General features: G+C 74.5%; 9 protein-coding genes and 1 pseudogene. 4 read left to right on the top strand and 6 right to left on the bottom strand.

Annotated features, from left to right (window positions below):
- Positions 1 to 11: 11 nt before the first annotated feature.
- Entirely contained in the window at positions 12 to 683 is a 672-nt protein-coding gene (locus ACSC1Q_RS32320) for a response regulator (protein WP_436762486.1), read from the bottom strand.
- Positions 680 to 1,837, bottom strand: coding sequence for a sensor histidine kinase (locus ACSC1Q_RS32315; RefSeq protein ID WP_436762485.1), 1,158 nt, complete (start codon positions 1,835 to 1,837; stop codon positions 680 to 682). Before ACSC1Q_RS32315 ends, ACSC1Q_RS32320 begins: the two co-directional genes overlap by 4 nt.
- A 111-nt stretch (positions 1,838 to 1,948) precedes the next feature.
- Between ACSC1Q_RS32315 and ACSC1Q_RS32310 the strand changes: the two genes are divergently transcribed.
- The 3 genes from ACSC1Q_RS32310 to ACSC1Q_RS32300 all read left to right on the top strand — a co-directional run bounded on the left by ACSC1Q_RS32310 (position 1,949) and on the right by ACSC1Q_RS32300 (position 4,153).
- Positions 1,949 to 3,058: a DUF418 domain-containing protein gene (locus ACSC1Q_RS32310; protein WP_436762484.1), complete on the top strand. Its 1,110-nt coding sequence runs from the start codon at positions 1,949 to 1,951 to the stop codon at positions 3,056 to 3,058.
- A 157-nt stretch (positions 3,059 to 3,215) separates the two neighbouring features.
- Complete coding sequence (locus tag ACSC1Q_RS32305) at positions 3,216 to 3,410, top strand: hypothetical protein (RefSeq protein WP_436762483.1); 195 nt, start codon at positions 3,216 to 3,218, stop codon at positions 3,408 to 3,410.
- Between the two features lie 113 nt (positions 3,411 to 3,523).
- Positions 3,524 to 4,153 (top strand): O-methyltransferase, encoded by a 630-nt coding sequence (locus tag ACSC1Q_RS32300; protein WP_436762482.1) that lies wholly within the window; start codon positions 3,524 to 3,526, stop codon positions 4,151 to 4,153.
- A gap of 40 nt (positions 4,154 to 4,193) precedes the next feature.
- Here ACSC1Q_RS32300 and ACSC1Q_RS32295 read toward each other — a convergent pair.
- The 3 genes and pseudogenes from ACSC1Q_RS32295 to ACSC1Q_RS32285 form a co-directional block, all read right to left on the bottom strand.
- Positions 4,194 to 4,274, bottom strand: a pseudogene (locus tag ACSC1Q_RS32295) (hypothetical protein); the annotation flags it as partial.
- Between the two features lie 15 nt (positions 4,275 to 4,289).
- Complete coding sequence (locus ACSC1Q_RS32290; RefSeq protein ID WP_436762481.1) at positions 4,290 to 8,369, bottom strand: AAA family ATPase; 4,080 nt, start codon at positions 8,367 to 8,369, stop codon at positions 4,290 to 4,292.
- Positions 8,370 to 9,497: an exonuclease SbcCD subunit D gene (locus ACSC1Q_RS32285; RefSeq protein ID WP_436762480.1), complete on the bottom strand. Its 1,128-nt coding sequence runs from the start codon at positions 9,495 to 9,497 to the stop codon at positions 8,370 to 8,372.
- A 142-nt stretch (positions 9,498 to 9,639) separates the two neighbouring features.
- On the opposite strand from ACSC1Q_RS32285, the gene ACSC1Q_RS32280 reads away from it, so the two are divergent.
- On the top strand, positions 9,640 to 11,157 hold the full coding sequence (locus ACSC1Q_RS32280; RefSeq protein ID WP_436762479.1) for an alpha/beta hydrolase family protein: 1,518 nt from the start codon (positions 9,640 to 9,642) through the stop codon (positions 11,155 to 11,157).
- A 99-nt stretch (positions 11,158 to 11,256) separates the two neighbouring features.
- Here ACSC1Q_RS32280 and ACSC1Q_RS32275 read toward each other — a convergent pair whose 3' ends face one another.
- Complete coding sequence (locus ACSC1Q_RS32275) at positions 11,257 to 14,622, bottom strand: S8 family serine peptidase (RefSeq protein ID WP_436762478.1); 3,366 nt, start codon at positions 14,620 to 14,622, stop codon at positions 11,257 to 11,259.
- Positions 14,623 to 14,650: the final 28 nt, after the last annotated feature.

The following is a 14,650-nucleotide window of genomic DNA, read 5'->3' as shown; positions in this document are numbered from 1 at the left end:
GGATCCGATGCCTACCGGTTACCGGATCGTCCTCCGGGCGGCCCGCTCTCCCACGCCCAGGCCACGATCTCGACCCGGTTGCGCAGGCCGAGCTTGGCCATGATGCCCGACACGTATCCCTTGACCGTGCTCACCGAGATGAACAGCTGGTCGGCGATCTCCTGGTTGGTGCGTCCCCTGCCGATCGCCTGGACGATCTCGGTCTCCCGCGCGCTCAGGGGCTGCGCGGGTACGCGGGCCCCGAGCCCGACTCCGGGCCGGGCTCCGCGGCCGGTGAGGTGGCGCAGCAGCCGCAGCGTGATGGACGGCGAGATGAGCGCGTCCCCCGTGTACGCGGCCCGCACGGCCTCGACCAGCAGGACGGGACCCGCGTCCTTCAGCACGAATCCGGCCGCGCCGCAGCGCAGCGCGCCGTGGACGTACTCGTCCAGGTCGAACGTGGTGACCATGACCACCCTGGTCGGTGCCCCGGCCAGCGCGCGGGCGACCTCGATCCCGTCGAGGCGGGGCATCTGGACGTCCACCAGGCACACGTCCGGGCGCGTCCTGCGGGCCTGCTCGATCGCCTCGACGCCGTCGCCCGCCTCGGCGACCACGGTGATGTCGGGCTGGTCCTCAAGGATGATCCGCAGACTGGCCCGGATCATCGCCTGGTCGTCGGCCAGCAGCACCCGGATGGTCATCGGTGCTCGCCGGTGGAGGTAGTGGAGGTGATGGGGATGGTGGCGTGGACGGACCAGCCGGAGCCGGGGCGGGGGCCGACGGTCAGGGTGCCGCCGAGGGCTTCGAGGCGTTCGCGCATCCCGATGAGACCGTATCCAGCGAGGCCGTATCCGGTGAGGCCGTACCCGGAACGGCGGTAGCGGCGGGCGGGCGTCCGGGGGGCGTCGTCCTCGACCTCGACCGTGACGGCCCTCTCGTGCTGGGTGACGCGGACGGTGACCTCGCGGGCGTTCGGGGCGTGCCGGGAGACGTTGGTCAGCGCCTCCCGCACGACCCGGTACACGGTGCCGCTCACCTGGGGCGGCCAGCCGGCCGGGTCGGCGTCCATCCGCAGGTGAGCCCGGCGGCCGTGGCTCCCGAAGCCCTCGATCAGCTCGCCGAGCCGTTCACGGCCCTCGATGACGGGAACGGCGTCGCGCAGGAGGCCGACCACGTGGCGGGTGGCCGCCAGGGCCTCCGAGCCCGCGGTCTCGATGCCGGCGAGGGATCCGGCCGTCCTCTCCGGGTGCCTGGCGGTGACGAGCCGGGCGGCCTGGGCCTGGAGCACGATGCTGGTGATGTGGTGGGCGACGACGTCGTGCAGCTCCCTGGCCAGCTCAAGGCGTTCGGCGCGCCGTACCCCCTCGGCCACGGTACGGCGTCTGAGGGCGAGCAGCCGGAGGCCGGCCCCGGCCCCCAGGCCGGTGAGCCAGAGCAGGCCGCTCACCACCGGCACGGCCGAGCCGGGGCTGGCGAGGACGGCGCCCGCCACCACGGCCAGTCCCGCGACGGCCACCGCGCGGGCCGTACGGACGGGCAGCGTCCTGACCGCGGAGCCGACGAGCACCGCGAGCCCCAGGGACGCGGCGGGGCTGGGTTCGGCGGGCAGGTGGACGAGGCGGGTGACGAGGACGGCGAGCGCGGCCACGGTCAGACCGGCGACGGCGGTCCACAGCGGGCTACGGCGGCGCACCAGGGCGAGCGCGCACACCCAGGCGGCGACCGCCGCGCCGAACGGCCAGTGCTCGGCGCCCCAGCTGTCCGCGACCTGGTACGCCTGGAAGGCCACGGCCACCGCGAACACGGCGCCGAGCCCGACGCCGGTCGCCACCTCGGACCGATGGGGAACACGCACGGCGTCCAGGCTAGGCGAGGCGCCCCACCGGCCTGTACCGGCCGAAAGTACTGTTCCCTCCCTGCTTTCCGCCGATGTGGGGGCGGGCCGGGGTCCGCAGGATGAGGTCCCATGCCACATGAGACGCTCCCCCCGGCACCGGAAGCCGCCGGGCCGGGACATCCCACGACGACCTTCTCCGGCCGGCCACGTGTCGTCGCGCTCGACGTGCTGCGCGGGTTCGCCCTGTGCGGAATCCTGCTCGCCAACGTCAAGCCGATCGCCCACATGCTCCACACCGAACAGGTCACCCGGGCCGTGGTGGGGGTGGGCCCGGAGGACGACGGGCTGGCCTGGCTGGGACTGTTCGTCGACCAGCGCTTCTTCCCGATCTTCTCCCTGCTGTTCGGCGTCGGGTTCTCGCTGCTGCTGCGCTCCGCCACGGAGCGCGCCCCCCGCCCGCGAGTGCTCCTGCTGCGCCGCCTCCTGGTGCTGCTCGCCGTGGGCCTGGCCCACATGTTCCTGCTGTGGCGAGGCGACATTCTCACCATCTACGCGGTCGTCGGCCTGGTGGTGCTGCTGCCCTCGACCTGGCTGCCGCGCCGGGCCGTCGCGGGGCTCGCCGCCGTCCTCGTCGCGCTGCCGCTGATCCTCGGCAGCAACGGCCTGCCGCTGGTGCCCGGCCTGTTCCTGCTGGGCTCGGCGCTCACCCGGTACGGGGTGATCGACCGGATCGGCCGATCCACCTGGGTTCCGGCCGGGCTGGGCCTCGTCTTCGCGGTGGGGGCGATCCCCGCCACGTGGCTGCAGACCGAAACGCGGATCGGCGAACCGTACTTCAACACCTGGTTCGGCCTCGCCGGGTTGCTGATCGCGGGCGTCTACGTGTGCGGCCTGCTGCTCCTGCTCAGAACGCCGCTCCGGGCCGCGCTGGAGAAGGTTTTCGCGCCGCTGGGACGGATGGCGCTGACCAACTACCTGTCGGCCACGGTCCTCGTCCTGCTGACCGCCCGCCTCGTCGGCGGCTCTCCGGACGGCTGGACGTCGGCGACGGTGCTCCTGATCGCGGGGGCCATCCTCGTCCCCCAGTGGCTGGTGTCCACGCTCTGGCTGCGCCGCCACCGCCAGGGCCCGCTGGAATGGCTCTGGCGCCGGGCCACCTGGGGCCGGACGGAAACCCGCCTGGCCGGTGCGGGCCCCGCCACCGAAGTCGATCACGCGGCGGACGGCTCCCCGCGATGAGTGAGGTCCGGTCAGGCTAGCCGTCGCCATGGCGGCTGTATACCGTTCGGAAGTGGGCGAAGAACACTGGGTCAGACCTTACGTGCGCAGGTTGCGCGACGGCAGACTGATCGCGGTAGCGGGTCACTACCGAAGATCTCGCGGAAGGAAAGCGGCGGTGGTCGGGGCCGGCGGGGCCGGCCTGGTGCTCCTGGGGCTCCTGACCCTCCTCCTCGTCGCCCTGCCGGACAGCCCGGCGGGTTCTCCCCCTCCCGAGCCGGCGGCCTCGGTTCAGGTGGAGGCACCGCCTGATCTCGTCACCGAGGCACCGCCCGAGCCGACGACCGAACCGCCCCCGCCCGAGCCGACGTGACGGCTTTTCTCTGATCGGCCTGCCGTCAACGAGCCTGCGAAGGCACACGGAGTCGGCGAAGATCAGGGACCCGCCCCGTGGATCCACGCCGTCGATCGCCTTAGCCTGGAGCGATGTCGGTTGGCGGTACGGCGGCGTACGCCGATCTCACGGGATTACCTCCACTGGTCGGGCGTGCGCTCGAAACAGCCCGGCGGGCGGGCTTCGCTCCTTCCTGCCGTCCCGAGCAGGGGCGGCTGCTGTACGCCCTGGCGGCCGGCGCCGACGTGATCGGGGAGACCGGCACCGGGTGCGGAGTGGGCCTGGCATGGCTGGCCTCGGGCGCCCGGCCGGAGGCCCGTCTGGTCAGCGTCGAACAGGACGCACATCGAGCGTCCCTGGCGGCCCAGGTCTTCCTCGATCATCCACGGGTCTCGGTGATCTGTGGTGACTGGCGGGAGATCTACCGGGACGGGCCGTACGACCTGCTCGTGCTCGATGGAGGGGGCCAGGGCAAGAGCGGTGAGAAGCCGGCTGATCCGCACAGGCTGCTCACGCCGGGAGGCACGCTGGTCATCGACGACCTGACCCCGGCCCGGCACTGGCCGCCGCGATTCGACGGCGCTGTCGACCGGGCGCGGACGCACTGGCTCGACCACCCCGGGCTGGATGCCGCGGAACTTCGGCTCGCACCGGATCTGGCCGCGCTCGTGGCCACCCGTCGTTCCACCGAGACGTCCGGCACCGCGGATCGGCGCAGGTAGACGCACCGGGCCTGCTTCGACGATCCGGCAGGACGCGGCCCTTGTCCGTGAGCCGGTACTCGATGGCCACCGGGGTGGCCGGGAGCACGACGCGTTCGACGGCGCCTTCGCCCTCGAAGCGCCTGAGGCGGGCGGGTCACTGGCGGACGGTCGAGCCCCGGCGTTCCTTGCGGATGTGCAGCTGGGCGGGCACCCGGGTGCGCAGCTCGGCGACGTGGCTGACGATGCCGACCGCCCGGCCGCCGTCGCGCAGGCCGTCGAGGATGTCGAGCACCCCGTCGAGGGTGTCCTCGTCCAGGGTGCCGAAGCCCTCGTCGACGAAGAGCGTGCCGATGTCCACTCCCCCGGCCTCGGCGCTGACCACGTCGGCCAGGCCGAGGGCGAGGGCGAGCGAGGTGATGAAGCTCTCGCCGCCGGAGAGGGTCGCCGGGTCGCGGCCCACGCCGGTCCAGCTGTCGAGGATGTGCAGGCCGAGCCCGCCGCCGGACCTGCTCCGGTCTCCGGCGGAGCGGTCGCGGTTGTGCTCCAGGAGGTAACGCCCGCCCGACATGTGGTCGAGCCGCTCGTTGGCCGAGTCGACCACCTGGCCGAGGCGCTCGCCGAGCACGTAGGACGACAGCCGCATCCTCCACCGGTTGTCCGTGGAGTTTCCGCCGGTCAGGGCGGCTAGCCCTTCGGTGAGCCGGTGCCGCTCCTCGGCGGGCTCCCAGCGTCGCAGGCAGGCGGCGAGCTCGGTGCGGAGCGCGGCCAGCCGGGCCAGCCGGGCCTCGCCCCGGTCCCGCTCGGACAGCAGGCGGGCGTGGGCGGCGTCGGCCGCGTCCCGCGCGTCGCGCAGCCCCGCGAGGTCGGGCTCCGGCTCGGCCGCGGCGGCGACCAGCTCGGGGTCCGCGAGCATCGCGGCGACCGCGGCGCCCTCCTGGGCGAGCTCGCGGAGCCGGGCCGCCTTCTCCTCCCGTTCGGCGGGGGAGCGGACGGCGGCGCGGGCGTCGTCGAGCCCGAGGAAGCCCGCCTCGACGACGGCGCCCAGCGCCCGGTCGCGGGCCGTCACGAGCTCGGCGGCGGTGACCCGCTCGTCCCTGACCGCCTCGACGGCCTCCCGCAGCAGCTCCGCCTCGTCGGCCAGCCGCTCCAGCCTCGCGGCCAGCGTCGGATCCTGGCCGCGCGCCTCGTCGAGGCGCCCGGCCAGCCGCTCGGCGTCGGCGCCGAGCCTTTCGGCGTCCGTACGGCGGGAGGCGAGCCCGACGGCGAGCTCGCGCGAGCGCCCCCCGAGCCGCTCGGACTCGGCGGCGATCCGCCCGGCCTCGGCCGCCAGCGCCGGCTCGGCCCCCGCAGACTCGCGGAGCGCGGCCAGTGCCCGCTCCGCCTCGGTGAGCTCGCCCGCGGCGTCCCGTACGGCCAGGTCGGTCCGGTCGCTCGCCTCGCGGTGGGCCGCGGCGGCCTCGATGGCGCGGGTCGCGGCGGCGAGCGCGGCGGACAGGTGCGCGGCCTCCCGCGCCAGGCGGTCGCGGCGGGCCCGCACCGTGGGGTCGGTGCCCCGGGCGACGTCCAGGCGGGCGGTGAGGCGCTCGCGCTCGGCCTGCCAGCCCGTACGGCGGGCGTGGCCCTCGGTGAGCCGCCGGGCGATCTCCGCGGCCCGGGTCCTCGCGCCGTCCAGCTCGGCGGCGATCCGTTCCACCTCGGCGGCGAGGTCCTCCTCCGCGCCCGCGGCGGAGGTCAGCGCCTCCAGCCTCCGGCCCGCCTCGGCGAGGGTCTCCCCGGCCTCCTCCCCGGTCACGTCTCCCGCGACGGCGAGGGCCTCGTCGAGGCGGGAGACCAGTGCCGTGACGGTGGTTCCCGCGGCCTGGCGTCGTTCCATGGCCGCCTCGTAGGCGCCCTGGGCGGCGCGCTCGTCATCGGCGGTGGGCGCCCGGTCGGCCGGGGCGGCGGGGGCGGGGTGGTCGGGTGAGCCGCAGACCGCGCAGGGGTGGCCGGGGGCGAGTTCGGCGGCGAGTTCCGCGGCCATGCCGTCGATCCTGGACTGCCGGATGTCCAGGTGCCGGTCGCGGAGCGTCTGGGCGAAGTCGGTGGCCTCGGTCTGCGCGGCGCGCGCGGACTCCAGCTCGACGCGGAGTATCTCGCGGCGCCGTGCCGCGGCGAGCACCGCGGTGGCGGTCTCGGCGCTCGCCCGCGCGGCCGGGATCGCCGCGGCGGCGGCCCTCGCCTCGCCGAGCCGGGCGGACGCCTCCGCCGACGCGGCGGGCAGCCCCTCCAGGATCTCGCGGACCTCGGTCTCCCGCCGGACCACCTCCGGGAGCTCGGCGTCGAGCGCGGCGATCAGCCCTTCGAGCTCGGCCAGCCGGGCCTCCTCGACCCGCAGCCCCTCCAGACCGGCCAGCTCCCGCCCGCACTCCCTCTCCGTGGCGGTGAGGAGCTCGCGGACCTCCCCGGCGTCGAAATCCTCACGGGCCTCGGCGGGGAAGTCACGGGTCTCGGCGGGAACGTCACGGGCCTCGGCGGGGAAGTCGTCGCGCGTCCCGCCGTGGAGGGTCTCACGGACCTCCCGGGGGAGGGCGGCCAGGCTGCTGGCGAGGCCGGTGCGGGCGGTGGACAGGTCGGCGGCGAGGCGGTCGCGGTGCTCGGCCGCCCTGAGACGGGTGGCGGCGTCCTCCACCGCCGACCCGGCGGCGGGGACGCGGGCCGCGTCCAGGCGGGCGGCGGTGAGACGTTCGTCCAGCTCCCGGCGGATACCGGGCAGGACCTTCAGGCGGGCGTCGGCCTCCGCCTGCGCGGCGGCCAGCTCGACGATCTCGCGAGCGGTCCTCTCCCGCTCCCGGACGATTCCCGCCAGGCGCGACTCCTCCGCGCGCAGCTCGCCCAGCCGGGTGATCTCGCTCTGGCGGTCGCGCTCCAGCGCGGCCAGATGGCCGAGCACGGCGTGACGGCGATCCGCACCTGCATCCGTGTGGTCACGGACATCGTCGTGGACATCGCCATGGACACCGTCACGGGCGTCGGCATCCGTGTGGTCATGAGCGTCGTCGCCGTAGGCCGCGCGTGCCGTACCGTCACCGGCGCCGTCGCGAGAGGCGCGGTCGCGGGCGGCGTCCCACCGGCCGGGGGGAGCACCTAGGAGGGGGAGGGCGCGGGCGACGGCGTCGGCGGCGAGGTGGTGGGACTTGGACGCGGCCTCGGCGCGCTGCTCGGCGCCCTGGATCAGCGGCAGCACCCGGTCGGCGGCCGCGGCCTCCTCCAGGATGGTCTCCAGGTCGGCTCGCTCCTCGGCCGTCTCCTCCAGTGCCCGGCTCCTGGTCAGCGCCTCGGCGTGCCGCCGTCGGCGGTCGGCCAGCGCGGCGCCGCGTTCCAGGCTCTCGCGCGCCCGCCGTACGGCGGCCTCGCCCTCGGCTCCCTCCCCGCCCAGCCGCGCGGCCTCCAGGCGCGCGAGGTCCTCAAGCGCGTGGGCCCACCCCAGCGGGTCGTCCTCGACGGACTCCACAGGCTTCACGGAGTCCGTCTGCTCCATGGAGGCCCGCGACCCGGAGAGGTCGGTCAGCGCGGTCAGGAGGGCGGGGCCCGCGGCCTCCTCCAGGCGTTTGACGGCGAAGTCGACCTCCTTGCGGAGGGTCTGCTGCTCGCGGTACGCCTCGGTGCGCTGCTCGGCGAGCCAGGACTCGGCGGTGGCGTAGATCTTCACCGAGAACAGGCGCTCCAGGACCCTGCGGCGATCCTCGCCGTCGGCGCGCAGGAACTTGGCGAAGTCTCCCTGGGGCAGCATCGCGACCTGGAGGAACTGCTCGGCGTTCATGCCGAGCAGGGTGCCGACGAACTCCCCCGCCTCGTCGACCCTGGTCGTCAGCCCCACCCACTCCCCGGAGGGCGCGAGCTCCTGGAGCAGGGCCTTCTCGTTCTCCCTGGTCGTGCCGGTGCCCCTGAGCTTGGGACGCTGCCAGGCCGGTGACCGGGTGATCTTCAGCCTGCGGCCCCTGACCGTGACCTCCAGCGCCACGCTGGGCCCCCGGCCCGGGGGCGCGTGGTCGCAGCGCAGGCTCTTGGCGCTGTCGCGCCTGCCGGGCACCCTGCCGTACAGGGCGTAGCAGAGCGCGTCGAGCACGGTGGTCTTGCCCGCGCCGGTGGGGCCGTGGATGAGGAACAGCCCCGCCTCGGCGAGGGCGTCGAAGTCGACCTGCTCCTCGCCGGGGAAGGAACCGAAAGCGGTGATCCACAGACGGTGCGGACGCATCTACGCCCTCGCCTCCTTCATCCGGGAGAACTCCACGGCCTCCCGCAGCAGCCGGGTCTCGGCGGGATCGGCGGCCTCGCCGCGCACCTCGCGGACGAAGTCGAGGGCGACGTCGATCTCGGGCCGCCCGGCCGCCCTGGCGCGGGTCACGGTCTCGTGGACCCCGCCCTCGGGCTCGAAGGACAGGGCGAGCGTGTGTGGGAAGCGGGCCCGCAGCCGCTCCATCGCGCCCTTGGGCCGGATCCGGTCGACGAGCGTCACCTGGAGCCAGTGCTCCTCGTGACGGGCGTGCTCGGGCGCGGTCAGCAGGTCGTCGATGCGGCCGGTGAGGCGGCTGACCGGCCGGGGCACCGGGGCCTCGACGAACTCGGCGCCCTCGTAGCCGCCGGGACCGAGGTCGACCACCCAGGAGCCCTTCGTCTGTCCGGCCTCGGAGAAGGAGTAGGCGATCGGGGAGCCGGAGTAGCGGGCGGTCTCGCTCATCCGCTGGCGGCCGTGCAGGTGGCCGAGCGCCACGTAGTCGACGCCGTCGAAGGCGCGCACCGGGACGTGCGCGACGCCTCCCACGCTGATGTCGCGCTCGCTGTCGCTGCCCTGCCCCCCGGTCACGAACGCGTGGGCGAGGACCACCGAGCGGGGGCCGCGCCGCGCGAGGTCGGCGCGGACCAGGGACATGGCGTGCCCGATCGCGGCGGTGTGGGTGCGCTCGGGCAGCTCCCAGGGGACGCGTACCAGCTCGGGCTCCAGGTAGGGGATGCCGTAGAAGGCGACGTCGCCGACGACGACCGGCTCGCCGACCCGCGCCGGGTCGGTGCGCAGGTGGACGCCCGCCGCGTCGATGAGGTCGGCGCCGAAGCCGAGGCGGCGGGCCGAGTCGTGGTTGCCGCTGATCAGCACGGTGCGCACCCGGGCGTCCACCAGGCGGCGCAGCGCCTGGTTGCACAGGTCGACCGCGTCGACCGAGGGCAGCGCCCGGTCGTAGACGTCACCGGAGACCGCGACCACGTCGATCCGCTCCGACCTGACCGTCTCGATCAGGTGGTCGACGAAGACGCCCTGGGCGGCCAGGAGACTCTCCCGGTGGAACGAGCGGCCCAGGTGCCAGTCCGATGTGTGCAACACCCGCATGTCGCACGAAGCTAACAGGACTCAGCGACAAATGTGGCCACTCGCGTCACGCGAATCCCCCGCTCTGGCCGGGGCTTCCGGTGGTGAGTACGCTTGAAGATCGTAGGGCAAGATACCGGACCGACGACGACCGCGGAGGCGAGTGACCATCGGGGATCGCGTCAGTGTCCAGGTGGGCCGCGGTGTCCTGAGCGTCGCCTCCGGCCTGATCCTGGTGGTTCTCGCGACGGTCGGCTACACCCTGCCGCCGCCGTTCGACCCGACCCCCCTGCACGTCGATCCGGTCTTCCAGACTCTCCCTCCCCAGCCGCCGTCCGAGCTCCGGTACGTCCCCTCGGACAGGCGGATCACCACGCGGGACATCACCGTCACCGCCGAGGACGGCACGCCGCTGGGGGCGACGATCCGCGCGCCGACGACCCCGGGACGGCACCCGGCGCTGGTCTTCGTACAGGGGGCGGGTCCCGGGGTGCGGGGCGAGTTCACGACCCAGGCCGAGTGGCTGGCCAGGACCGGGATCGTCACCCTCGTCTACGACAAGCGGACCGTGGGCTACGACTTCATGAAGCGCGACTTCGGCCTGCTCGCCCGCGACACCCTGCGCGTCGTGGAGGAGCTGCGCTCGCGCGACGACGTCGACCCGGCCAGGATCGGTCTCTGGGGGGTGAGCGAGGGCAGCTGGGTGGTGCCCCTCGCCGCCAACGAGAGCGGCGCCGTCGGGTTCACCGTGCTGGTGTCGGCCCCCAACGTCTCCCCCATGCGGCAGGTGACGTGGGCGCTGGGCGAGCAGCTCCAGCGGCTGTACGCGCCCAGCGGGGTGCGCGAGCTGCTCATCCGCGCGATCGGCGCCGTGGACGCGGACTTCCTGCGCTACGACGGCCTGCCCGCGCTGCGCGAGATGCGGCAGCCGGTCCTGGCCCTGTACGGCACGCGTGATCCCTCGATCCCGTTCGTGGAGAGCAGCAAGGCGCTGACCGGCGCGCTCGCCGAGGGCGGCAACGGCGCCTACACGATCCGCTACCTCGACCGCGCCGACCACGGCATGCGCTTCCACGGCGGCCCCCTCGTCCCCGACTACCTGCGGACGCTGGCCAACTGGGTGCTCGGCCTGCCGGGCACGGCCACGCCGCCGGTGCACATCGCCGGTGCCACGCCGGTCCAGCGCCTGGAGGCGAGCGACGTGCCCGCCGCCCCCTGGTACGCCGGGGGCACGGTGATCGGCCTGACGCTCTGCCTGGCCGTGGTCGGTTACGTGGTCGGGCCGGTGGCGGAGATGGCCGCCCGGCTGCGCGGCCGGGCGGCGATCGCGGAGGCCGGTGTCCTGATCTGGCCACCGATCCGGCGGCGGTTCCGCCGGATGGCGTGGACCGGGGTCGGGCTGCTCGTCTCGGTGGTGGCGTTCATCACGCTGCTCGTGCTGTTCTCGGTCAACCAGGCCGGTGCGTGGCCCGCGGTGCTCGCCGGGTGGCTGGTCATCAGGATCCTGGCGCTGCTGATGCTGCTGCAGGAGGTCACGGGCGTGGCGGCAGTCGTGTCGGGGCTGCGGGAGGGCTGGGAGCCCTCCCGCCCGCAGAGCTTCGCGATCGCCGGGGTGCTGGGCAGCACCGGCCTGCTGCTGGTGGCCGCGGCCTACTACGGCCTGTTCTCGTTCCCCTGGTGAGCCGCGCCGTCCCCGGTGAGCCACACCGTCACCGAGGACGGCCGGGCCGGAAAGGTCTTCCGGCCGGGCCGCGCGGGGCGTGTCCCCGGTCAGTCCGCCTCAGTTCGCCGGGGCGATCCGGTAGGCGCGGATCACGGTCTGCTCGACGGTGTTGCCCGCGGTGTCGGTGGACGTGGCCCTCAGGGACGCGAAGCCCCCGGCGGCGGGGTGCCGCAGGGTCACCTCGCCCTTGTGGACCTTCGCCCGGCTCCAGGTGGCGCCGTCGTCGTAGGAGACCTCGACGGCGAGGTCACGCGGCTTCCCGCCAGCGGACCCCGCCTGCCGCCGCACGGTGACCGGCACGCTGTACGACACGCCGCCCGGTGCGGTGTTGTGCGCGTCCAGCGGCGGGGAGAACCGGACGACGGAGATCGGCAGGGGCCGCTCCACGTCGTCCCCGGCGTGTTCCGAGCGGAAGGTCCAGGCGGTGGAGGTGCGGGTGGACAGGGTGGCCGGGGCGCCCCGCTCGGACTCCGTGACCAGCCGGTAGCCCGCCGCGCCGGCGGGGACGGCGAACTCCCCCGATGTCGAGGGCTGCTCGCCGACCAGAGAGCCGTCGCGGTAGAGGGCGGTGCGCGCCCTGGTGGTCACCGCCCAGCCGACCCGCCCGGCCCCGTCGCCGTACGGCGGGACGTACGCCAGGATCGTGTCGCCGGTACGGAACAGGGATGGGGGATCCTCACCGGCCGGGGACAGGGCGGGGCCGAAGACGCCCCGGTTCCACGACTCCCGGTAGGCGCGGCCGGGGGTGTAGCCCGTGAACGGCGACTCGGACTGGGTCTGCCCCCCTTCGGGACCGGACTCGGCGAAGTAGCGCAGCCAGCGCGCCCCCGTGTCGGTGTTGACGTGGTGCGTGGAGACCGACGGCGTGGTGATCCTGGTGGCCATCAGGTAGACGCGAAGCGGCGGGCCGGCGGGCCGGGCGCCACTGGCGGCCCTGCCGTGGGCGCCGGTCAGGTGGGCGGCGTAGTCGGTGTGGAGGGTGGCGAGGTCACGCTGGACGACGTCGCGCCGGAACCCGGTGACCATTCCGCCCTTGTGGAACCACGCGAGATCGTAGGTGCGGGGGCTGTTCTCGGTGCCGCCGTCCGCGTCGGCCTGCGCCCACAGCCCGGCGACCTTGGTGATCACTCCGTCGTAGGTCCGGCCGGGTCCGAGCTGCGCGGCCGCCATGTTCTCGAACCGGTCGGTTATGAAGCCGGTGGTCTTCATTCCCTGGGGGGAAGGAGTCGTATAAGTCATCTGGGCCCCGAGCTGCACGGCGGCGGCGTTCGGCACGGTGACCGAGAGCGGCCGGCCCAGCCGGGCGTCCAGTTCCAGGGTCTGGTCCCCGGTCAGGTCCAGGCCCGGGTGGATCAGATGGGTGACGTGTTTGTTCCCCTGGCTCGCGTCGAGGAGGCTGCTCTTCACCTCCCATTGGCCCTTCGGCAGCCGCAAGGTGACGACCTCGTCGTTCCCCTCAAGGTAGAACGGCTGCTGGTTCGGGTCGTCGGTCCTTTGGAGGACGGTGAAATGGCCGGCGGACGGCCTGCCGTCGCGGGCGGTGTGTCTGAGGGTGAGGTCGTGGCTCTCGGCCTCGTTCTCCACCGCGAGCGGGGTGCCGACCCGCAGGTCGTCGTCGCCGGTGGCGACGAGGTGGCCGCCGGCCCCGCCTTCCGGGGTCCGGGTGCCGGTGGTGGCGGTGACCGAGACGTCGGCCCGGCCGCCCGCGGGCACCGTGACGGTCGCCGGGCTCACCGTGAACGTCCCGTCCCCGTCCTGGCCCTCGACGGACAGCGCGAGGTTCACCGGCGAGGTGCCCGGGTTGTGGTAGGTGACCTTCCTGGTGATCGGGGCGTCGTCTCCGTGCGGCCACCTCCGCAGGCCGAAGCTCACCCCGCCCGGTTCGGCGGTCACCGACTGCGTCGTGGCCCGCGCCACGTCGACCCGGCCCGCGCCCTGCTCGAAGACTCCCAGTGCCGGGTTGGGGCGTGCCGACCCCATCAGCGCCGCCTTCAGCGTGCCGGGCGTCCAGCCGGGGTGCTGGGCGGCCAGGATCGCCGCCGCGCCCGCCACGTGCGGGGTGGCCATCGAGGTGCCCGACTTGGCGGTGTAGGAGCCGCTGCCCGTCGAGTCCTCGGAGCGCGCGGCGGTGATCTCGACCCCCGGTGCGGTGATCTCCGGCTTGAGCGCGGAGTCGCCGACGCGCGGCCCTCGGCTGGAGAACTCCGCCAGCGCCTCGGACCGGGTGACGGCCCCGACCGCGAGGGCCGCGTCCGCGCTGGCCGGCGAGCCCACCGACCGCTCGGTGCCGTCGTTGCCCGCGGCGACCACGAAGAGCGTGCCGTAGCGTTCGGTGACCGTGGCCACCGCCAGTTCCAGCGGGTCGGTCCCGGGAGCGTCCGATCCGCCCAGGCTCATGTTCGCCACCTGGGCACCCTGCTCTCCGGCCCACTGCATGCCCGCCAGGATCGCCGACTCCTCGCACCAGGCGCTCTCGCAGACCCGGCCGTTGAGGATCCGCGCGCCGGGGGCGACCCCCTTGTACCTGCCGCCGGAGGCGGCGCCGCTGCCGGCGATGGTGGAGGCCACGTGGGTGCCGTGCCCGACCGGGTCGCCGGTGCCGGGCTCGGCGGTGAAGTTCGCCTGCGCGCCCATCCGGTCGGCCAGGTCGGGGTGGGCGGCGTCCACGCCGGTGTCGAGCACCGCGACCTTCACACCGCTGCCGGTGTGACCGTTCTCCCAGGCGGCGGGCGCGCCGATCTGCGCGACGCTGACGTCCAGCGACGGCTTGCGCAGGCCGTCCAGCCATATCTTCGTCGCCCTCGTCGCCCTCGTCGTCCTCGTCGTCCTCGCCACGCCGCCGGAGCGGGCGCCGCTCACCGCCTCGTTCCAGAACCGGGCGCGCTCCTTTCGCGGCGCCCGTACGGCCACCCCGTCCACGGCGGCCAGGTCCCGCGTCACCGTGGCACCGCTCGCGGTCATCTCCGAGCGCAGCGCGTTCCGCGCGCCCGCCCCCCGGCCGGTGACGATGAGCGGCAGGTCGCCCCGGCGATCGTCGTAGCCGAACTCGATGAGCGCGCTCACGTCGAACAGCCGGGGGTCGAGGCGGCCCTCGCGCAGCGGCGCGAACGCGTCACTGGGGAAGACCCGCAGCCGCCCGTCCCGCTCGTCGGTGGTGAAGGAGACGCCGGCCCGGCCCTCGCCCCGTTCCACCAGGACGGCTCCGGAGCCGGTCACCGTCACCCGGTCACCGGTGATCAGCGTGACGGTGACCGGCGCGGAGGCCGCCGGGGAAGCCGCTGGGGAGCCTGGCGGGGAGGCCGCCGGGGAGGCCGGGCTCACCGGCGCGGGTCCGCTCGCGGCCCCCGCCGCCTGCGGTCCCGCCAGTGCCGCCGCCAGCATGGCCATGGCCAGCAGGCTCGTCGTTCTTCGTACGGTTCTCACGTGTTCCCCTCGATGGACTGTTCGGCGA

It is taken from the genome of Streptosporangium heterodermiicola (assembly GCF_051390675.1).
In the GTDB taxonomy this organism is placed as follows: domain Bacteria; phylum Actinomycetota; class Actinomycetes; order Streptosporangiales; family Streptosporangiaceae; genus Streptosporangium.
This window is presented reverse-complemented; position numbering and strand designations above follow the sequence as displayed.